The sequence below is a fragment of the Alicyclobacillus pomorum DSM 14955 genome, assembly GCF_000472905.1.
Lineage (GTDB): Bacteria > Bacillota > Bacilli > Alicyclobacillales > Alicyclobacillaceae > Alicyclobacillus_A > Alicyclobacillus_A pomorum.
The window spans coordinates 72,893-93,616 of the sequence record NZ_AXAR01000010.1 but is presented as its reverse complement, the minus strand read 5'-3'; the positions used below and the strand labels follow the sequence as shown (position 1 = coordinate 93,616).

At 54.9% G+C, this 20,724-nt stretch carries 22 protein-coding genes; 14 read left to right on the top strand and 8 right to left on the bottom strand.

Features of this window, described 5'->3' with window-relative positions; genetic code table 11:
* Positions 1-209 precede the first annotated feature (209 nt).
* Together YWK_RS0111525 and YWK_RS0111520 are read left to right on the top strand one after the other, a co-directional pair.
* Positions 210-947, top strand: a complete 738-nt coding sequence (locus YWK_RS0111525) for an ABC transporter ATP-binding protein (protein WP_026964922.1) — start codon at positions 210-212, stop codon at positions 945-947.
* On the top strand, positions 944-1,699 hold the full coding sequence (locus YWK_RS0111520) for an ABC transporter permease (RefSeq protein ID WP_026964921.1): 756 nt from the start codon (positions 944-946) through the stop codon (positions 1,697-1,699). Before YWK_RS0111525 ends, YWK_RS0111520 begins: the two co-directional genes overlap by 4 nt.
* Positions 1,700-1,781: 82 nt before the next feature.
* On the opposite strand, the gene YWK_RS0111515 is transcribed toward YWK_RS0111520, so the two are convergent.
* From YWK_RS0111515 to YWK_RS0111505, 3 genes are all read right to left on the bottom strand, one after another.
* Entirely contained in the window at positions 1,782-2,327 is a 546-nt protein-coding gene (locus YWK_RS0111515) for a flavodoxin family protein (RefSeq protein ID WP_026964920.1), read from the bottom strand.
* A 126-nt stretch (positions 2,328-2,453) separates the two neighbouring features.
* A complete protein-coding gene (locus YWK_RS0111510; protein WP_026964919.1) occupies positions 2,454-3,320 on the bottom strand; it encodes an SDR family oxidoreductase in 867 nt (288 codons plus the stop codon).
* A 285-nt stretch (positions 3,321-3,605) separates the two neighbouring features.
* The gene (locus tag YWK_RS0111505) at positions 3,606-3,923 is read right to left on the bottom strand and encodes a hypothetical protein (protein WP_026964918.1); all 318 of its coding nucleotides are present in this window, start codon (positions 3,921-3,923) and stop codon (positions 3,606-3,608) included.
* Positions 3,924-4,188: 265 nt separating this feature from the next.
* On the opposite strand from YWK_RS0111505, the gene YWK_RS0111500 reads away from it, so the two are divergent.
* Positions 4,189-4,932 carry a Cof-type HAD-IIB family hydrolase gene (locus YWK_RS0111500; RefSeq protein ID WP_169727173.1) on the top strand — a complete coding sequence of 248 codons (744 nt, stop codon included), beginning with the start codon at positions 4,189-4,191 and terminating at the stop codon, positions 4,930-4,932.
* A gap of 347 nt (positions 4,933-5,279) precedes the next feature.
* Entirely contained in the window at positions 5,280-5,639 is a 360-nt protein-coding gene (locus YWK_RS0111495) for a hypothetical protein (RefSeq protein WP_026964916.1), read from the top strand.
* Positions 5,640-5,665: 26 nt separating this feature from the next.
* Here the strand turns inward: YWK_RS0111495 and YWK_RS0111490 are convergent, their stop codons facing one another.
* The 4 genes from YWK_RS0111490 to YWK_RS0111475 all read right to left on the bottom strand — a co-directional run bounded on the left by YWK_RS0111490 (position 5,666) and on the right by YWK_RS0111475 (position 9,238).
* Positions 5,666-6,187 carry a uracil-DNA glycosylase family protein gene (locus YWK_RS0111490; protein ID WP_026964915.1) on the bottom strand — a complete coding sequence of 174 codons (522 nt, stop codon included), beginning with the start codon at positions 6,185-6,187 and terminating at the stop codon, positions 5,666-5,668.
* A 284-nt stretch (positions 6,188-6,471) separates the two neighbouring features.
* Positions 6,472-7,323, bottom strand: coding sequence for an SDR family oxidoreductase (locus YWK_RS0111485; RefSeq protein ID WP_026964914.1), 852 nt, complete (start codon positions 7,321-7,323; stop codon positions 6,472-6,474).
* Positions 7,324-7,456: 133 nt separating this feature from the next.
* Complete coding sequence (locus YWK_RS0111480; protein ID WP_026964913.1) at positions 7,457-7,921, bottom strand: OsmC family protein; 465 nt, start codon at positions 7,919-7,921, stop codon at positions 7,457-7,459.
* Positions 7,922-8,476: 555 nt separating this feature from the next.
* A complete protein-coding gene (locus YWK_RS0111475; protein WP_026964912.1) occupies positions 8,477-9,238 on the bottom strand; it encodes a TSUP family transporter in 762 nt (253 codons plus the stop codon).
* Positions 9,239-9,385: 147 nt separating this feature from the next.
* Here YWK_RS0111475 and YWK_RS0111470 point away from each other — a divergent pair, with 147 nt between their 5' ends.
* The 3 genes from YWK_RS0111470 to YWK_RS0111460 are packed head-to-tail and all read left to right on the top strand — an operon-like array spanning position 9,386 to position 12,351.
* Complete coding sequence (locus tag YWK_RS0111470; protein ID WP_245578603.1) at positions 9,386-10,345, top strand: MBL fold metallo-hydrolase; 960 nt, start codon at positions 9,386-9,388, stop codon at positions 10,343-10,345.
* A 31-nt stretch (positions 10,346-10,376) separates the two neighbouring features.
* Positions 10,377-11,303, top strand: coding sequence for a ketopantoate reductase family protein (locus tag YWK_RS0111465; protein WP_026964910.1), 927 nt, complete (start codon positions 10,377-10,379; stop codon positions 11,301-11,303).
* Positions 11,304-11,331: 28 nt separating this feature from the next.
* Positions 11,332-12,351 (top strand): NADH:flavin oxidoreductase/NADH oxidase, encoded by a 1,020-nt coding sequence (locus tag YWK_RS0111460; RefSeq protein WP_026964909.1) that lies wholly within the window; start codon positions 11,332-11,334, stop codon positions 12,349-12,351.
* A 73-nt stretch (positions 12,352-12,424) separates the two neighbouring features.
* On the opposite strand, the gene YWK_RS0111455 is transcribed toward YWK_RS0111460, so the two are convergent.
* Positions 12,425-12,877 carry a hypothetical protein gene (locus YWK_RS0111455; RefSeq protein WP_026964908.1) on the bottom strand — a complete coding sequence of 151 codons (453 nt, stop codon included), beginning with the start codon at positions 12,875-12,877 and terminating at the stop codon, positions 12,425-12,427.
* A gap of 273 nt (positions 12,878-13,150) precedes the next feature.
* On the opposite strand from YWK_RS0111455, the gene YWK_RS0111450 reads away from it, so the two are divergent.
* The 7 genes from YWK_RS0111450 (at position 13,151) to YWK_RS19590 (ending at position 20,711) form a co-directional block, all read left to right on the top strand.
* Entirely contained in the window at positions 13,151-14,749 is a 1,599-nt protein-coding gene (locus YWK_RS0111450) for an APC family permease (RefSeq protein ID WP_026964907.1), read from the top strand.
* A 169-nt stretch (positions 14,750-14,918) separates the two neighbouring features.
* Positions 14,919-16,148 (top strand): substrate-binding domain-containing protein, encoded by a 1,230-nt coding sequence (locus YWK_RS0111445; RefSeq protein ID WP_245578602.1) that lies wholly within the window; start codon positions 14,919-14,921, stop codon positions 16,146-16,148.
* A 36-nt stretch (positions 16,149-16,184) separates the two neighbouring features.
* Positions 16,185-16,955 carry an ABC transporter ATP-binding protein gene (locus tag YWK_RS0111440; RefSeq protein WP_026964905.1) on the top strand — a complete coding sequence of 257 codons (771 nt, stop codon included), beginning with the start codon at positions 16,185-16,187 and terminating at the stop codon, positions 16,953-16,955.
* Complete coding sequence (locus YWK_RS0111435; protein ID WP_026964904.1) at positions 16,939-17,667, top strand: ABC transporter ATP-binding protein; 729 nt, start codon at positions 16,939-16,941, stop codon at positions 17,665-17,667. The genes YWK_RS0111440 and YWK_RS0111435 overlap by 17 nt, the downstream gene beginning before the upstream one ends.
* Before the next feature lies 1 nt (position 17,668).
* Positions 17,669-18,538: a branched-chain amino acid ABC transporter permease gene (locus YWK_RS0111430; RefSeq protein WP_026964903.1), complete on the top strand. Its 870-nt coding sequence runs from the start codon at positions 17,669-17,671 to the stop codon at positions 18,536-18,538.
* Positions 18,535-19,524: a branched-chain amino acid ABC transporter permease gene (locus tag YWK_RS19595; RefSeq protein ID WP_035466769.1), complete on the top strand. Its 990-nt coding sequence runs from the start codon at positions 18,535-18,537 to the stop codon at positions 19,522-19,524. The genes YWK_RS0111430 and YWK_RS19595 overlap by 4 nt, the downstream gene beginning before the upstream one ends.
* Positions 19,491-20,711 carry a 3-hydroxybutyrate oligomer hydrolase family protein gene (locus YWK_RS19590; protein WP_035466767.1) on the top strand — a complete coding sequence of 407 codons (1,221 nt, stop codon included), beginning with the start codon at positions 19,491-19,493 and terminating at the stop codon, positions 20,709-20,711. The genes YWK_RS19595 and YWK_RS19590 overlap by 34 nt, the downstream gene beginning before the upstream one ends.
* The last annotated feature ends 13 nt before the right edge of the window (positions 20,712-20,724 follow it).

The following is a 20,724-nucleotide window of genomic DNA, read 5'->3' as shown; positions in this document are numbered from 1 at the left end:
TCCAATCCATCCCAAGCTATTCGGTTGCGGATATTATATGGAGTCACTGCTGCGGTGTCAATACATGTTTTTTGAGCGATTTCGTATGACTACAAAGGTATCTTCAACGTCAGAATCGCTGTAGACTGAAACATATCGAGCGAAATCCGCGAAATTCTAGTTCATGTAAACATCTTTGCGTTTGGGAGGAGACATCTGAGTACGTGGCGATGGAAACGGACGCGATTCAATTCATCGATGTCAGCGTGCCATTCGGTGATGGCCATGGAGGGATAAGCGGCCTGACAGCCACCGTCGAGGTGGGGAAAACGGTCACCCTCATCGGGCCATCCGGTGCCGGAAAAAGCACGCTCCTGTCTCTTTGCAACCTATTTCTCACACCGCAGCGCGGTACCGTCAATATCTTCGGGAAGAACGTCCTGGAGTGGGACGTTCCATCGTTACGCCGACAGGTGGGGATGGTGTTTCAGACACCCGTGATGCTTCCCGGAACGGTGTTGGACAACCTCCGACTCGGACCCAAACTGCGCGGAGAAACAGTGGATAACATAGAACCATGGCTGGAGGCCGTTGGGCTCAGTCCCACTGTATTGCAGCAACCCGCACAAGACTTGTCTGGCGGGCAGAAGCAGCGATTATCCCTCGTCCGGACATTGTTGAATCATCCGAAAATCCTCCTTCTGGATGAAGTCACGTCTGCCTTGGACTCGCACTCGACCCAGTTGGTCGAGCAACTTGTGCAACGTGTCAAGGCGCAGCAGAATTGCACGGTGTTATGGGTCACGCACAACCTGGAGCAGGCCCGGAGAGTCGGCGACGAAACCTGGCTGTTGGTGGGGGGACGCTTGGTCGAAGCAGCGCCAACGGAGGTCTTCTTTACAAGACCGCAGACTGAAGCAGCTCGTCAGTTCCTCGCTTCAGTCTGCAAGGGGGGACAACCGTCATGACCTTGCTCTCACTCTCGTTCACGTTGGCGTTCGTCGCGTTTGCCATTGTACTGTCCATCCGCAAGCGGTTGGGGCTTGAAAAGGACCTCGTCGTGGCATCCGTCCGGGCCACGGTACAATTGCTTGTCATCGGGTACGTGTTGAAGCTCGTCTTTTCCTTCAACTCACCGTGGTTCACCTTTCTCATGGTCGCCGCAATGGTTGCCGTGGCCGCGTACAACGCGGGGAAGCGCGCAAAGTTGTGGAAGACAGTGTTCTGGAAAGTGTTTGTCGCGATAGGGTTAACGGAGACGGTGACGATGGCGTACCTTCTGGTGCTACATGTTCTTCCCGTCAAACCACAGTACGTCATTCCGGTCAGCGGCATGATTGTCGGAAACGCGATGGTCATCTCGTCGCTGTTTTTGAACCGGTTGTACGGGGAAGTTTCGAACCGCAAACAAGAAATCTTACTGCTGTTGTCACTTGGGGGAACACCACGGCAGTCGATTCGCCAGGTATTGAAAGACGCCGTGAAAGCGAGCCTGATCCCGACCGTGGATACCATGAAGACCACCGGATTGGTTCAGTTGCCCGGGATGATGACGGGGCAAATCATTGCAGGGGCCGATCCGATTCAAGCCGTTCGCTACCAGCTGCTCATCCTCTTTGCGCTGTTGGCAGCGGGGGCCATCACCAGCATCACGTTGGGAGGGCTGGTGTATCCGACCTTGTTTAACCAGCACCAGCAACTGAAACGAGATTTCGAGTAACCTTATGGTGCGAAAGCACAGAGAACGCCTCGCCGAGTCCATGAGGCGTTCTCTGAAGATGCACCGGGTTGGAACGGATTCGTCAGTTCATCGCCTTGAGCTGCTCATTCAGCCATCGAGCTTGCGCTACCGCTTGCTCGTCTTTCAGAATATCCCCCGGTTTGTTTGCCTCACCGATGACATATCCAGCAAACTCTGCGCCGACGAAGTCGAAAATGTACTGGAATTGCTGGATGAGTGGCAATCCCTTCAACCGTGGGGCATCCCCGCCCACAGCGACCACGTACATCTTTTTATCGCGAATTTCCTCCTTGAAGTTGTAACGGGGATCTCGCAGACTTTGTGACCACCGGTCCACAAAATCCTTCATAACGCCCGACATGCCGTACCAATATATCGGTGTTGCAAACAGAATGGCATCGTGTGTCAACATGCTCTGCACAATCGCGTCGTAGTCATCGGCGACAGGCTGAAATCCTTCAGGGGTGTGGCGCCGATCCGCGATGGGGAGGATACGCTGTTCGCGCAAATGGACTTTTGTCGACGGGATTCCGTCCACGATGAGATTGGTCAATTGTTCCGTATTTCCGTGTTCACGGGAACTTCCGTTTAATACAAAGACTTTCATGAGTAAACACACCTTCGCAAAGAGTGATGAATATCGATTTTAATTGTAGCGGATTCTGGATGTGACTGCTCTAAGGTTGGGGGTTTGTGGTAGTCGAGAGGAAAATACGGAATGCGTCAGTCGGGATTACCCATTGACCACAGTTCCACCGTTTACATGCAGTACTTGTCCGGACATGTACGATGCGTCGTCAGACGCGAGAAACACGTAGCTGGGCGCAACTTCAATCGGCTGACCGGCCCTTTTCATCGGCGTGTCACTTCCGAACTTCGCCACTTGTTCGGCTGGAAAGGTGGATGGAATGAGCGGCGTCCAGATGGGACCCGGGGCCACGGCGTTGACCCGGATGCCTCTACCGACGAGTTGTTGCGACAGTGACCGGGTAAAGGCGACGATGGCCCCTTTGGTAGCGGAGTAATCAATCAGCTGTTCGTGGCCTTTGTAGGCGGTGATGGATGTCGTGTTGACAATCGAGCTTCCAGATTGCATGTGTGGGAGCGCTGCCTTGGTCATGTAAAAAAACGAGAACACATTGGTGCGGAATGTTTTTTCAATCTGCTCCGCTGTGATGTACTCCAGGCTGTTCTGTGGATGCTGCTCCGCGGCGTTATTGACCAATACGTCAATGCGCCCAAACGTATTCATCACGTCCCGAACCACGTTCTTGCAGTGTTCCTCCACGCCAATGTCTGCCGCGATGGAGAGACACATGCGCCCGTATTGTTGTACGGCACGTGCAGTTTCCTCAGCGTCCTGATGTTCGTCCAGAAATACGATGGCGACGTCTGCACCTTCCTTCGCAAACGCGACTGCAACCGCGCGACCAATGCCGCTGTCTCCGCCTGTGACAATGGCTGTTTTGCCCTGAAGTTTGCCGGAACCATGGGCTTGTGGATTATCGTAAAAGGGCCTGGGATTCATCTCGATTTCGAGACCGGGTTGCCGCTGTTGGTGCTGGGGAGGGAAGGTGGTTGGATAGGATTTTTGCGTCATGGTTCTCAGTCCTTTCCGATGCCTGCATCTCACAGATTGGTCCAAACGGAAAAAGATTATTCCGCGTTGTGTGTACTTCACCCTCAAGGAGGGCAACTCATGAGAGGTATGTAGAAACAGAGGGATTTCCTGTGGTGGGTCGGGGCAGACGATGTCGTGAAAATGGCTCTGTAGGTGTGGGGCTTTGCGACGCCGCCGTAGTGCATCGTGGGAGACAGGTGAAAGCTTCGGAGGGATGCTGCGAAGACTGTGTCGCTGCGCTGAGTTTATCACTGACCCAAAGCGTTACACTTGACGTAACCTCTCACGCAATGCGCGAACTTTGTCTTGTATCGCAACAGGCGCCGAATCGAGGGGAATGACCTTCGTCATGAAACCACTGCTGCCATAACCAAGGTTGTTTTTTGGTAACGGCCGTTGAAGGATAGAGATGTTGGCTTGGTAGTGATGTGCTCCTGAATCTTCTAGACCCACTGATACATGGAACCAATCGTTCCCAATCTGTTCCGAGTAGTGGTAGATACGGGGATGCTGTTGTTGAAATCCGAGGTCTTTAAAGACCTGTACAGCTTGTTCCAGCCGCTCCTGCAGGAATGTGGTCACGGGAAAAACACCCTTTCGAGAGAAACATGTGCTGACATTGTAGCACATAATCCAGTTGATTCGATAAAATCGAAAGACTCAAAGTCTCTCTGGTAAAACGTATGTTATGGTCCGGTGCACTCGCTCACGGAGTGTCACGGACTGTCGTGCACACCTAGCAGATGATTGGGCGTCCTGGCTCTTGCATTCAGGGAAGGAATGAGGATACGGTAGACGGAGAATACCGCGTAAGTGGTTCATAAGAATGGAAGGTGACCTTCGACACGTGAATTGGCGACTGATTGCGCTGGATATGGATGGCACATCACTGATCAACCATAGGTATGTTTCGGATGAGAACCGGAAGTGGTTGTACAAAGCCCGCGAGGCAGGCATTGAATTCACTTTTGCGACTGGCAGACACATCAAGGGGATTCTCACCGATCTCGTTCGAGAACTGGAGATTCGCGTACCCATTGTGACGATGAACGGCAGTGAAGTCTGGACCCCACAAGGAGAACTGCTAACGAGGCACGCCCTGTCTGCCGACGACGTGGCTTGGCTGCATTCGCTCGCGAAAAGGTACGGTGCAGGATTCTGGGCCGGGGCTGTGGATAGGCCTTACAACATGGACGAGTTTCCAGTGCGCTTTCGCGAACACACGTGGTTGAAGTTCGGGTTTTTCGCTCACGATGGCGACGTGATTGCCGCCCTGTGGAAAGAGTTAGACAATGGTCGGTTTGAGCTGTCCAATTCGGACCCGTTGAACATCGAAGTCAACCCACTGGGTGTGACGAAGGCTGCCGGATTGCAGGTGGTGGCTGATTATATCGGGATTGACCCCTCACAAGTGGTGGCGATTGGGGACAGCCTGAACGACCTCCCGATGATCCGCTGGGCCGGACTTGGCATCGCCATGGGCAACGCGCAACCGGAAGTGAAAGCAGAAGCCGACTGGGTGACGACGTCCTGTGACGAGCACGGCGTGGCCTACGCTGTAGATCAGCTCTTGCGGGGGCAGCTCGGATAAGCGACAGGGCGGCGTGTCCAGTGGCGATAGACGGGATGATAATGAAATCCCCCCGTGGTCGTCGGGGGGATTCAAAGGGGGGAACTGCTGCTTCCAATGGGTCGGAGTAGACTAAGGAGTATCGTGAAGCAACAGTTGGAACACGTCGAGTATACGCCTCTCCTAGAGGGAGAACCAACCCAGATCCCTTACTTGCTCTGCCGGAATCGGGAGCATTCTTGCGAATCGTATGGACTGTCATCCCTTGAGGTGCAAACAGAACCTAATTTCTCACGTAATCCTCGTAAATCAAGATTGTCATCTTCCTGGTACTGAGCAACAATGTAGCGCTGTAGGAGGCGTAAGATATGCTCAGCTTATGGAAGTCCATTCGACGACGAAAGCGTGGTGTCCCACGTCATCATATTCAATTGAAGGATATAACGGATATTACATATGACATGGTGGCTCTGTACTATAAGGCGTGGCCGGAGATTGTTGACGTGTTGAACCAGGCCACAGGTCAAACCTTTGTGAGTGAAACGTCAATAGGCGACGAAGGCCTGCACATTTACCTGAAACATAGTGCAGAGTTTCACGTGTATCCATTGGATAGAAATTACATATACGTCGTGTTTGTACAAGATGGAAGAAAGATGACCTACAAAGCTGAGTGTGAGCCATTATACATGTGGTTTGCCAAGCGGACCTCACATACAGCGAGTTGACGTCAGAAAGAGAGACAGCACGTGTTCTAATTCGGACGGCTTGTCTTCACCGCTTCTGCCAGCATTCGATAGATGGCCACCTGTTCGGACAGTTTCATACGCACCAGACCGCTTGTGGAGGGCGCTACGAAATCATGGACGCCATCCACGATGTCTTTGCTTTGAAAGCCCCATGGTACTTTGTTTTTTGGACGCGCAAACTGTTCGTAGACCCCCTTGCCTACGTAACATGCGAATTTCGGTCGGTACCGGGTGAGTTTGTCCAATAGTACCATCCGCCCCTCCGCGTATTCCTCCTTCCGGATTTCCGCGGCCGTTTTCGTCGGGCGCGCGACGATGTTGGTGAATCCATACCCATAGTCATCGAGCAGCATTGGGCTTTCTTCGGGGCGATAGAGGCGTGTGGTTAGCCCACTTTGGTACAACACGTGGTAAAATCGGTTGCTCTTGCCAGCGTAATTGAACCCCTTTGCGTGCGAGGTCAACGACGGGTTGTATCCAATGAACAAGATGTTCATCCCTTGGGTCAGCCGTTCTGTGATGGGCACAAACTCACCTGCTTTGTCCGGGGTGTCTTTCTATTGTACGCAAAGTTCGACGTTACCACCTCATCGTCCACGCATTCACCTGTGTGTCTGCAGCAAAAAACACCCTCGTGTTTGGCAGAAGTTGTTGAGACACCAACGTACCAAAAGTGAGGATGTTTTTTGATGGTACCCACGTTTCGCAGACCGCATCTTGTGAGACTTGAGAGAATGACGAGATATCAACTGTATCCCGCATTCACGTATGGGCCGATTCCATGATGGTAAAAATCGCGTGGAACACCGGGCTACTTATTTTTTCTTGTCAGTTCCGCGAGTTGATCCCACTGTTCGGGTGTCACAGCCTCCAATTCATTGAACTCTCCTGCCCCTTTCAGCCACTCGCCGCCGTCAATGGTGACGACTTCGCCGTTGATGAATGCGGCGTAATCCGATACAAGGTACGCGGCAAGGTTCGCCAACTCGTCCTTTTCTCCCACTCGACCGAGCGGGACCCGCTGAACCAGCTTTTCGTGCAAGTCAGGCGTGGGTGCCAGTCGGGACCATGCACCTTCTGTTGGGAATGGGCCAGGGGCAATCGCAACGTGACGAATGCCGTATTTTGCCCACTCCACTGCCAGTGAACGCGTCAACGCCAGAACGCCGGCCTTGGCTGCTGCAGAAGGTACCACGTAGCCAGAACCCGTCCACGCGTATGTCGTGACAATGTTGAGTACCGTGCCGGATTGGCCGGAAGCTATCCAGCGTTTTCCCAAGTCGAGTGTGCAATACGTTGTGCCGTGGAGGACAATGCCGAGCACGGCATCGAATGCCCGATGGGAGAGGCGTTCGGTCGGGCTGATGAAATTGCCCGCAGCGTTGTTGACCAGGACGTCGATTTTGCCAAAGTGGTCCATGACTGTGTCCATCATGGCAGCCACTTGATCTGGGTTGCGGACATCACAGGAAACTGGAAATACAGGTGTGTCGGAGCGGGACGACATCTCCTGCGCTGCGGCTTCCAACACCTCCTGACGTCGGCTAGCAATGGCGACTTTGGCGCCGAGCGCGAGGAATTTCTCTGCCATCGCTCGTCCGAGCCCAGTGCCACCACCGGTTACGAGAATCACCTTATTCTTCAGTAAATTCGCCTCAAACACGTATGTACACGCTCCTCCATCCACGATATTGGTGGTATCTCTATCCTATCATGTTACACGTGCCATGACCCATGAAGACGGCATGAAAAACGACACGCCGAACTTCGCACGTGCCGTGAAACCAGGTGTGAGTCTAGTTCTGCGAAGCGACTTCCTTTACAGGAACGACTGGCACCCCGCCGAGCGTGTCCTTGATAGGGCAAACTTGTTCTACGTGGTCAATGAGTTCTTGAATCTTTGCCGGATGGGAAGGGGAATCAATGTCAATACGGTAGCGAATCTCCTGAAAACCAGGACGTACGTTTTCGGGGATTCGGCCTCTCAACACTTCCATGAATCCATCTCGAGCGAGATCACCTTCGACATACACCTTTGATGCTTTGAGTTCTACACCATGAAGTTGTGCAAAGCCTGTCACCAGGACATTAATGCAACCGCCAAGGCTGGCTAACAGAATCTCGACAGGGTTCGGGCCTTGATCTGTGCCGCCGAGTGATTGAGGTTCATCAATGATGACTTGTTTCCCTCGAATTTCAGCGATAGAACGAACACTTTCGCCAGACCAGACGACATCGGCGTGAAACGTGACGACTGACATGTTAAATACCTCCTATTCCAATATGTTTTATCATCATCAAACTTATCATAAATTTATAACGAGTCAAATAGTTGAATTCAGAAATGATGAAGGACGGCATGACCGTCCTCAACCCGTGTGCAAAAATTTTCGGAATCGATATATGATTTGTTCAGTCAACCCCCACAGAGAAAGAACGCGGATCGAATAGTATCTATAGACACAGATCTGAGCTCGTTCGGGGGTGAGGTCTATGCAATGCTTCTGCATTCAATGTCAGTCAATGCATGACCAGACTTTCATGTATCGCGTATTCAAGACAGGTTTTCGGCGCGTCCGAGGCATAGACTATCAACTCGGCATCTGCGCACCATGTCACGCAAAGCAAATTCTCTCAAATCAGGCGCGATTCCCGGTGGCCAGTTATCCTCGAATCGTCGCCAACTCGTAGATATACTGTACATAAATGGCCACCGACAACACCCAGCTGTCGATGACCATGTACTCATCCCTTGGCTACAAACAAAGGCAGGGGCTGACCCCATCGCGTTTGGCGTTGGGTCAGCCCCGCTTTGCTCAGAGCATGGTCCACAACTGTTTCCCAATCATCACCAAGGTGACACAAATGAAGATAGGCTTCACGTACGCTGCGCCATTGCGGATGGCGACCTGTGAGCCGGCGATGGCGCCTGCAACCATACCGACGCCCATGATGATGCCGTACTCCCAGTTGATGGCGTGCAGCAGGGCGAAGGTGATCAACGCGCCGATATTGCTTGCGAAGTTGAGCGCCTTGGCGTTGCCGGACGCTTGCACGTAGTCGAAACCGATGAGCACAAAGGCAAAGATGAGAAAAGATCCTGTGCCTGGCCCGAAAAAGCCGTCATAAAATCCAATGGCAAACGCGACGCCGGCTGCCGCGCAAATCATCGCTCGCGTCAGGCCCCGGTAGGTGGATGTCTTGCCCACGTCCCTTTTCAGCACCGTGTACACCGTCACGAGAATCAACATGACGATGACCAGGGGTTTCAGGAAGCCGCTGGGGATGTGGCGGACAAGTTCCGCGCCGAGAATGGAACCTATGAGCGACATCGGCACGAGGAACTTGACTAAGTCGAAGTTCACTTTACCGGATTTTAGGTAGGACAGCGAACTGGTCAGCGATGAGAACGTACCTGCCACTTTGTTGGTGCCCAGCGCGAGCGCTGGAGGCAGGCCGCTGAACAACAACGCGGGCAGTGACACCAGTCCACCCCCACCGACGGTGGAGTCGATGAACGACGCAAGGAAGCCAGAAATAAACAGAAACGATAGCGTACCCAGCGTGATGTGGTGCACAGCCCAGCCTCCTCTGTGTCTATAGCCTCACCGTAACCGCGCAACTACATTGACTACCTGATCTTTAAGGCACGGCACGGCACGGATCAATATCCCCGTTTGATACAATAACTGAGGTATCATCATCTCGAAAGGGGAGTTCCGCGGGTGCGTATCCTGTTGTGGCTTTGCATCATCGCCCTTTCCTTGGTGGCACTCGCCGCGCTGTGGATGACGGTGCAATACCGGCGCTACCGTAAATTTGTCCCAAGCCCGCCTTACAAGCAACCTGCGCAACACCCCGACCTGAGCGTCTTACCGGACGATTCGCTGTCGGTATGCTGGATTGGGCACTCTACGTTGTACATCCGCTGGAATGGAGTTGGAATTCTCACAGATCCGGTGTTTTCTGAACGCGTAGGCGTAAACATTGGGCCGTGGGCCATCGGTCCGAGACGTCACACGGCGCCTGCGGTGAGGATTGAAGAGGTGATGGGGCAGGTCGACCTGATTCTTCTGTCGCACGCCCACATGGACCACTTCGATATTCCATCCCTTCGCAAGCTGGCGTCTCCGGACGTCGAGGTGGTGACGGCCCCTGCGACGAGCCGGCTGATCCGACGCATGCGGTTTGGCCGCGTAAGTGAACTGGGGGGGACGAATTCCGTGGAGACCTCGTGTGGGGTCAAGGTCACATCCGTTCCGGTGCGGCACTGGGGTGCACGGTTCCCGTGGAATCAGCAGTACGGCTGGACAGGCTTTCTCCTCGAGTATCAAGGAAAGCGTCTGTTTTACGCTGGAGACACGGCGTACGTGCCCACGTTTACGGCGCTCCGCGAGCGTGGTCAGATTGACGTCGTATGCATGCCCATCGGTGCGTACGCGCCTGACTCGTTTCAGCAGTCTCACTGCACGCCGGAACAAGCATGGAGTATGTTTGTGGATGCTGGCGGGCGTTTTCTGGTCCCGATTCACTGGGACACCTTTGTGTTGTCGCAGGAGCCCGTGGACGAGCCGATGAAGCGGTTGTTGGCAGCAGCGGGGGATGACGCGGACAAGATAGTCATTCGAAGCCATGGTGAAGTGTTTACACTCAAGACAGCCGACGAGACGTTGGCGCAGTCATAACAGTGCACACCGTGGAGAGGAGTGGATTCGGGTGAAGATAACCATCGTTGGAGCTGGGGCTGTTGGGGGCTACTTTGGCGCCCGCTGGCAGGAGGCGGGCCACGATGTGACTTTTCTCGTACGGGAGGGTCGCAAGGCACAACTGCAGCAAACGGGTCTGGTCTTGAAGAGCCCGCAGGGTGACGCACACCTCGTGCCGACACTGGCCACCAGGGCTGAGGATATTCCCGAATGTGACCTGGTATTGGTGGGCGTGAAGAACTATCATTTAACAGGGGCCTTGTCGAACATTGTAAAGTTGGCGCAGAAAGGCGCTTACGTGTTGCCGTTGCTGAACGGAATCGAGCACTTCCAGGTGTTGCAGGACGCGTGTGGAACGGACCGCGTTCTGGGTGGGTTGGTACATATCATCACGACCTTGAACAGCGAAGGGCATATCATCCACACCCACCGCGCGCACCATATCACATTCGGGCCGCTTCACGAGAGTCAGGTTGCGTTCTGTGAGAGGCTTATGGTCGAAAGCGCATCCGCCAATATGGTGCTGGTGAAAAGCGACAACATCATGGTCGACGTGTGGAAAAAGTACGCGTTTATCACAGCGTTTTCCGGCGTCACGACAGCAAGTCGACTGCCTATCGACGAGGTGGTCGCCTACAAGCCAACGGCTGCCATCTTCCGCAGCGCCCTTGAGGAAATGTCGATGCTCGCGCAGGCTGACGGATGGTCCCTACCTGAAGATTACGTGGCCTCGCAGATGGCGTTCATTGAGTCGATGCCTAAAGGTGCTACGTCGTCCATGCACCAGGACTTTCGCAAGGGCCTCCCGTTGGAGGTGGAGAGTCTGCAGGGCGCAGCGTTGCGCGTTGCTGAACAGCACGGCTTAGATGTGCCAACGCTGCGAACGCTGTACGGCTTGCTCTTGCCTTACGCCAACGGGCAAATTGGAGTGCACTGACAATCCAACTTGGAAAGGGGATACGAGCATGCCGCATTTGAACTCGACATTTACGTTGAAAGGTTTGAGTTTAAAAAATCGCATCGTGATGCCGCCGATGTGCCAATACTCGGTGGATGCGAAGGACGGAAAGCCGAACGACTGGCACTTCGTTCATTATGTTTCTCGCGCAGTTGGCGGGACCGGGTTGATTATCATGGAAATGACGGACGTGGAACCGGACGGTCGCATCACGGACTACGACTTAGGATTGTGGTCGGATGATCACATTCCTGCGTTCGCTCGGATTATCTCGGAAGTGCACAAGTACGGTGCCAAAATCGGGATTCAGATTGGACACGCGGGCAGGAAAGCAGAAGACGCGGAAGTGCCAGTGGCCCCTTCAGCAATACCGGTCAGTTCCAAGTTTAAGACGCCTCGGGCACTGACCACATCTGAAACGCGGGACATGGTGCAAAAGTTTAAGGAAGCAGCCCGACGTGCGGTGGAGGCCGGTGTTGACACCATCGAATTGCACGGCGCTCACGGTTATCTGATTCACCAGTTCCACTCGCCTGGCATCAACCACCGCGAGGACGAGTACGGTAAAGACCTGGCTCGGTTCGGCGTGGAAGTGGTACAAGCGGTCAAGAGCGTAATGCCGGAAAGCATGCCACTCATTATGCGCGTATCGGCTATTGAATACATGGACGGAGGGTACGGCCTGGATCACAGTATTGAGATATGCAGGCGTTACCGTGATGCAGGCGTCGACATGTTTCACGTTTCATCCGGTGGTGAAGGACCCATTGGCGCACGGAAACCTGGCAACTATCCCGGCTTCCAGGTACCCATGGCGCGGGCGATTAAGGAAGCGCTAGGCGTTCCGGTCATTGCCGTCGGCATGTTGGATAACCCCGCGTTGGCCGAGTCTGTCGTTGCCAATGGAGATGCGGACCTCATCGCCGTGGCGCGCGGGATGTTGCGTGACCCTTATTGGGCCATCCATGCGATGCAGGCGTTAAAGCAAGAAGTGACACCTCCAAAGCAGTACATGCGAGCTTATTAAGGAGATCTAGCGCAGGGCCGCTTCGTGTCTGGACGGCCCTGTCTGTCTATACAAGGTGCAGCCGAGACACGTTTTACGGATTCCTTGTTTGGGAAAGCAATGGGTTGATGACTGTCAGTACCGCCCCAAATGACTGCAAACGAATTCCACTCTGGTCATCTACCAGCGGCTGACATCCACCACCATGGTTGTGAAACGAACGGATGCTGCCGTCCTTGTAGTGAAACGTCAATGTATAGTGGTCCGCGGTCATGGCCATACAGTGCACCTGCCCAGGTATCTGCTGGTTTGCGAGGGCGTTGACCGCACGCACCAGTGCACTCAATTGCGCAGGGTTCGTCACTGTGGTGGTGCTGGCATTCTTCACGATGGTGACTTGCACTGGATTCGGTGCCACTTGCACAAACTTTGGGTTTCCCTGGACCGTATTCTGCAATCCGGTCTTCATCGGATTTGCCGCAATGGGAGAAGTACACGCAGTGGCCATGGTGACACTGATGAGGCAAAGTCCAATCCACTTGTTCACAAGTCACATCTCCTTCGGTTCCAGGCGTACAAGCGTGGAACGGGAAAGGTTTATTGTTGAAGACGCAACAGGTAGGCAAAGTGTTGCACGCGGGTGATGGACAACGTACAACGCCCTATGAAAACCAGATTCTGTCTTGTACGGTCAATGTGAGCAGTTGGTATAATAGATATGACCAGTTGGTGCATGGGAAATATATCCATACCATACGATATGCCAGGGCCCTGACCTGAATGACACACATCGGACATCTTGTGCGAAAAGGAGAATTCTATGCAGAACCTCAACAGAAAACTTGGAACGTTCGCATTGACCATGACGGGTGTGGGGTCCATCATCGGATCCGGCTGGCTGTTTGGGGCTTGGAAGGCGGCGAAAGTAGCAGGACCTGCAGCCATTTTCGCGTGGATACTCGGAATGGCAGCTATCTTGTTGATTGGTCTGACGTATGCCGAACTCGGCGCCATGTTTCCCGTGTCGGGCGGCGCTGTTCGTTATGCGCAGTATTCACATGGTTCCCTGGCAGGTTTTATGGCTGGCTGGGCGAACTGGATTGCCATTGTGTCAGTGATTCCGATTGAAGCGGAAGCTTCGGTTCAGTACATGAGTTCCTGGCCCTGGCATTGGGTACAGAACTTGTATGATGGAAAGCACTTGACGACCATTGGGTTGCTCTGCGCGGCTGTGCTCGTCTTGTTCTATTTTTTCATCAACTACTGGACATTAGAGTTGTTTTCACGTGTCAACACATTGATCACTGTGTTTAAATTGGCCGTTCCGACGCTCACTGCAATTGGAATCTTGTTGGCAGGCTTTCATCCGGGGAATTTCTCCCATTACGGCGGATTTGTACCGAACGGCTGGTCGGGAGTTTTGACCGCCATTGCGACCTCCGGAGTCATTTTTGCGTTCAACGGTTTTCAAAGTCCCGTGAATTTGGCGGGAGAGGCGAAAAACCCAAACAAGACGGTGCCGCGGGCTGTCCTCGGCTCCATCTTAATTGCAGGGGTCATTTACGTCCTGTTGCAGGTGGCCTTTGTGGGAGCCGTCACGCCAGACATGGTCTCGCATGGATGGGGCAGCATTACGCTCAACTCGCCTTTTGCGAACTTAGCTATGGCGCTCGGCTTGAATTGGCTTGCCATCATTCTGTTTGCGGACGCGTTTGTCTCTCCATCCGGAACAGGCATTACGTACACGGCGACGACGTCGCGCATGATTGTCGGAATGACGGAAAACGGCTGGTTCCCGAAAGTGTTTGGGGCCGTCCACCCGTTCTACAAAATCCCGCGGCGAGCGATGCTGCTGAATCTCGTGGTGGAGTACGCGTTTCTTCTGATGTTCCGCGGCTGGGGCGAACTGTCCAGCGTCATTTCCGTGGCTACGCTGGTGTCCTATCTCACCAGTCCTGTGGCGGTGATGTCGTTGCGTAAGACTGCAGCGAACTTGAAGCGGCCGCTGAAGCTCAAAGGACTCCGCTGGATTGCTCCGTCGGCTTTCATGCTTGCTTCGCTCATTCTCTACTGGGCAAGATGGCCATTGACGGGTGAGGTCATCATTGTGATGCTCGTGGGTCTACCCATTTTTCTGCACTATCAAAGAAAAGAAGGTTGGGCTGGATTCGGTAAGCATCTCAAGGCTGGGCTCTGGCTGGTTGTTTACATGCTGTACATGATGCTCGTTTCGTGGTTGGGAAGCCCAGCTTTTGGCGGGACTGGCGTCATCCCGTACGGATGGGATATGGTGCTGGTGGCCGTTTCGTCTCTGGCCTTCTACTTTTGGGGAATTTGCAGTGGATTTACCACGGCACAGGTGGAGAAGGCATCCACGCGTGTGGAGCAGCCCGTCTCCCGTGTGCACGTTTCTGGCTGACACCTGTAAATCACCCTCCATATCACGTTTCGATTGTTTCCCGAGCGGGCGCCAAAGTTGGCGTCCGCTTTTTGATATGGTCGGCTGTCTGTAACTCCCCCGTAACTTCGGAATGATACCGTTGCTCTACGGTTGAATGCGCTTACAAAAACCGGAGGGGGAACTGGATGTGAAACGCTTACGGGGGCAAAAACAGATGGCGGCGGCCGTACTTGTGGCGACGGTCGCAGTGACGGGATGTGGAGGGTCATCGGGCGGCAACAGCGACAACAAGAATCCCGCGTCGGCGTCGCCCATCAAGGTTGGTGTGGTGACGTCCCTGACAGGTGTCATCGCGGACTACGGCGTGGAGTGGCGGCGCGGATTCAACATTGGCCTAGAGTACGCGACAGGTGGTACGAACAAAGTGGACGGACACCCCATTCAAGTAGAGTTCAAGGACGACGGGGCGGATCCGAACGCGGCCGTGAAAGCTGCGAAGGACTTCCTGTCCAGCGAGAAAGTCGACGTCCTTGCCGGATGCGCCAGCAGCGCGAGCGCCATTGCAGTGGAACCGTTGGCCGAGCGGTACAAGAAGGTATTTGTCGTCGGCCCGGCGGTGGCGGACAGCATCACGGGCCAGAACTACAACCCGTACGTGTTCAAAGTGTCGCCGAATTCCTACATGGAGGCGAAGGCAGCGGTCGAAGCCGTCACCGAGCCCGGCGCGACGGTCGCCCAGTTGGCACCGAACTACTCGTTCGGCTGGGACTCGGTGAAAGCGTTCAAAGATTTGGCCACGAAGGCTGGGCTGAAGGATGTCCAGGACGTATTCGCCGACCAGACGGCAACCGATTTTACCCCGCAGTTGGAGAAAATCATTCAGTCGCATCCCAAGTATCTGTTTGTCACGTGGGCCGGCGCTCCAGGGCCGTGGAAGGCCATCCAGGACATGAAGCTGGATAAGCAGGGGATAACCGTCATCACGGGCATCCCGAACATCGGCGCCATCAAGGCGCTCTTCCAGGGTGCGGAAGGCATGCACGGATTTACGACCTACTACTACACCCTGCCCAACAACCCCATCAACGACTTCCTCGTCAGTCACGACAAATCGCAGAACAACACCGTTCCTGATTTGTTCGATCCAGACGGCATGGCAGCGGCCATTTCCATCGTGGAAGGCCTGAAGAAGACCCACGGCGACGCAAGCGGTGAGGCGTTGTCAAAGGCGCTGTCAGGTATGACATTCCAAGGACCGAAAGGGACCTACACGTTCCGCGCGGAGGATCACCAGGCACTGCAAGATCAGTACGCGGTGGTGCTAAAGAAGCAAGATGGCGTCGATTATCCGGTGCCGACGCTGGAGAAGGTCATTCCTGCATCAGATACGGTACCGCCCGTATTGAACAAGAAGTGACGAGATGGCTAGTCGGGAAAGGGCGGTGACCGCTGGATGAGCAGTGAATCTGTGGCGCTGCAGGCCGAAAACATCAGTGTCTCGTATGGACCGGTTCACGTGCTGAAACATGTGTCCCTGCGGCTCATGGTAGGTGAATGTGTATCGCTGATTGGCCCCAACGGTGCTGGCAAAACCACACTCATGGGTGCGCTGAGCGGCGGGGTGCCCGTCACCGGTGGGAGAGTGCTGTTGAATGGGCAAGACGTCACGGCGTGGCGCGCTGAGAAGCGGGCGCGGGCAGGGATTGGGCGGTCGTTTCAGACCACCCATCTGTTCCCAACGCTGACTACATTGGAGAACGTATACCTCGCTGTACAGGCTCGAGAAGGCACAAATGCGTGGGATTATCTCAGGCGAGTCCGAAAACGGCTGCTGGATGAGGCGGAGTCTCGACTGGAACAAGTCCAACTGACTGCCCACCGGGATAAACCTTCGGGGACGCTGTCGCACGGGGACAAGCGGAAACTGGAGGTGGCCATGTTGCTCGCATTGAAACCGAACGTTCTCCTGCTCGACGAGCCGACTGCTGGCATGGCGGTGTCGGAAGTGCCTGGCATGCTCCAACTGATTGACGCGTTGAAGGCGCAAAGAGCGTACGCGATGGTTCTCGTAGAGCACAAGATGGACGTCGTGATGCAACTGTCTGACCGAATTGTGGTTCTGCACCAAGGGCAAGTTCTGGCAGAGGGGGAGCCGGACGAGATGATGCACAACGCGGATGTCGCACAGGCATATCTGGGAGGTCGCCATGAAACACGTGCTTGAACTCGACGGCGTACACGCGAACATCGGCCAGTTTCAAATCCTACAGGGCGTCAGTTTTCGAGTACCGGAGCATCAGGTGACGGTGCTCATGGGGCGCAACGGCGCAGGAAAGACGACGACACTTCGGACCATCATGGGCTACGTGCGCCCGCGAGCGGGCCACATTCGCATGAACGGCGCGGCCATCGGGGATTTGTCCACGCATCAGATTGCTCGGCGTGGCATTGCGTATCTACCCGAGGAAAACCACGTTTTTCACCGCCTGACGGTCGCAGAAAACCTGCAGATGGCCGATAGACGTGCACGGGATGGACACCATCCGGAGCGAGTAGAGCGGATGATGGACCTGTTTGGCGATTTGCGGCGAGCGTGGTGCAGGCCCGCCGGATCGCTCAGTGGTGGTCAAAAGCAGATGCTGGCGATGGCGAGTGCGTTGATTTCCGAACAGCCAGTGCTGCTCATTGACGAACCGAGCAAAGGTCTGTCGCCGGGGTACGTCCATCGGTTGGTCGAGATTCTGCAAGGACTGAAGGGTTCCAGAACCGTGCTGCTGGTGGAACAGAATGTGTGGCTGGCCGGTCAAGTGGCTGACACGTTTGTGATGCTGGACGACGGTCGTACGGTGCTCTCGGGAAATATGCAAGAGTTACTGCAGCGGGAAGATTGGCAGCAGCAGTTTCTCGGCGTGCACGCGACAAGGGGGGAGCGCTGACGTGGACGTTTTCTTGACACTGGTGATTGGCGGAATCGGCGACGGCGCCCTGTACTTCTTGATTGCCGCTGGACTGACATTGATATTTGGCCTGCTGCAGGTGATTAACTTCGCGCACGGTGGCCTGTATCTCTGGGGCGCGTACATGGCGACGTTTTTGTACGCGGTGACACACCAGTTCTGGCTGGCGCTCATCGTCGGCGCGGGCGCCGGAGCCGTGCTTGGTATTGCCATGGAGCGCGGATTACTTGGTCGGCTGTACCACCATGGGACGAATCAGATCTTGATTACGATGGGTGTCATGTTGATTCTCTCGGAATTTGTCAAAGTTCCGTTTGGCGTCAACGGCCTGAACGCTCCAACGCCTAGCTTTCTTTCGCACTCGTGGCTGGTGGGGCATGTGGTGCTGGTTGAGTACCAGTGGTTTACCATCGTCGTGGGAGCCATGGTCTACCTGGTTTTGCACTGGCTCCTTCGTCGAACGCGCCTCGGCATGGTCATTCGGGCAGGCGTGGAGAACGCGGGGCTGGTCGAAGCCTGTGGCATCCCCATTCGAAACGTGTTTACCGTCGTGTTTGCGCTCGGAGCCGCGCTTGCAGGATTTGCTGGGGCACTGGCAGGGCCGTATTTCGGATCTGTCACGCCAGGCATGGGGTTGGACATGCAACTCACTGCCTTCATCATCGTCGTCATTGGCGGCATGGGCAGCGTGCAGGGGGCTCTGGTTGGAAGTTTACTCGTTGGCGTTGTGACGTCGTTCATGAGCTTCTACTTCCCGAGTTTGTCCGTGCTCGTGACCGTCTTGGTCATGGCTGTGGTCCTATTGGTGCGGCCGCAGGGATTGTTTGGGGAAGCGAGGGCTGCAGCATGAACCGAAACATCGTCCGCTATGCTGCTGCGGTGCTGTTGCTTGCCGTCGGTTTGCTGTTACCTACCATCACAGGGGGCGGGGGTACCACCACACTGCTCGAACAAGTCTTTACGTTTGGCGCATTTGCCATGTCCTACGACTTGTTGCTCGGCTTTACGGGAATTATTTCGTTCGGTCACGCCATGTTCTTTGGTACGGGTGCGTACATCATGGGCATCTGCCTGGTGCGCGGCAATGCGTCGACGCTCAGTTTCGTATGTGGAGCCATGCTGGCGGTGGTCGTGTCCGTCATGCTCAGTTTGGTCGTGGCGTTTTTATCGCTGCGCATGAAAGACACCTACTTCGCCATGATCACCTTGGCAGTGGGGCAGACGTTCTACGTACTGGCTGGATCCAGGGCGCTGCAGCCGTGGACCAATGCAAACGACGGCATCACGGTGTTTGTACCTGACTGGCTGAACAGCGACTACGCCATCTACTGTCTCTGCTTTCTTTTCTGTGTGGCCGTGGCTTTTCTACTTTTCCAGTTTGTGAAATCGCCGGTTGGCGTTATTCTAAAAGGGATACGCGACAACGAATCGCGCATGGTGGCGCTCGGTCATTCGGTCTTTCGCTACAAGACGGCGGCTTTCGTCATCTCGGGCATCGTGGCGACGCTGGCAGGCGCGTTGTTTGTCATCGCAGAGATGTTTGTCAGCACCCAGGTGTTCGACGTCTCCACCAGCATCAACGTTCTACTCATGACCATCATTGGGGGCACAGGGACGCTGTTCGGCGGTCTCTTGGGCGCGGCCGTCATCCTCATTGCGCAGAGTGAATTTTCAACGTTGGCAGGCACGTATCCCATGTTTAACGACTACATGATCCTATTTGGGGTTCTGTACGTGTTGGTGGTGCTGTTCTTGCCAAGAGGGATCTTAGGGACGATACTGCAGGAGAGAGGGCGACGTAGATGGACAACACGATTTCTGAATTCCAACAGGTAACAGACTTGACCACCAATGGGGTTGGCGTGGACGCCGACGCCCATCCGCTCGTCGCCCATCGGCCTCGCATTCATCGAGCGATTCCAGGCCGCCTGTGGACGGGCACGATTGGGGGAGCTCGCGCGGTCCTCCGCTTGCCCGACAAATCGTTCTGGAACGGCAAGCTGATGATTGGCGCGACACCTGCGGTGCGCAACGAGTTTTCCCTCGACCTTCTGCTGAGTGATATCGTATTGCAAAAGGGGTACGCGTACGCCGCCTGTGACAAAGGGACGCCGCAGCTGGTTTTGCGGAATCCTACGAGGCAAATGACGGAATGGCCCGAAAATTACCGGAAACTTACGGAAGTGGCTGGAAATTGTGTCGAACAAGTCTACGGGACATCCGCAGAGAAAGTGTATATTTCCGGCGTCAGCAACGGCGGATACATCACGCGTGTCATGCTCGAGCGGTTCCCTGAACTGTACGACGGCGGCGTCGAGTGGGAAGGAGTCCTCTGGCACCCAGAATCTCGCCATTTACTGACGTGCTTGCCCGTGTACGTGGAACAGTTTCCGGTGTACGCCAACTGGCGCGGCGATAGGACCGACCGGGAGCGAAATCAGGCGTTGGAGCATCTGGTGGAGGCGGGGCTACACCCGGATTCTCACCCGTACTGGGCGCAGTACTTCATGATGTATTGGATTGTTTCGTTGTGGCTGTACGGACGGAACCTGGATCCCGATTGGACGCCGTTTACGGCAGAGTGGGACAACGCTTGGCTGCAGGATCCAACGCCGCTGTTGTATCCCTGGCGAGAGCGGCAGGGTGTGTTGAAAGCAAGGATTGAAGCCATTGCGAATACAGGCCGTTTGACCAAACCGCTGTTGTCGGTTGCGGGAAACTGGGACTGTCTCGTTCCGTTTCGCCACAACGCACAGGCGTACGCCAGTCTCGTCGCAGAGCATGGCGCTGGGGCGTTCCATCGCCTCTATGAGATTCATCGCGGAAACCACGTAGATGGCATGTTGCGGACCAACCGAGGAGATCAGCAGCCCGTGCACCCGTACTACGAAGCAGCGCTCAACTACCTCGAACACTGGGTGGAGCACGGCGTACAGCCTCCCGATTCAGGTAAGTACGAGACTGTGGGCGCGTTCGCCGCGAACATGGACCTGTATACCCGCGCGCCCGAGCGTCTCGGATAACCCAGATTCACCA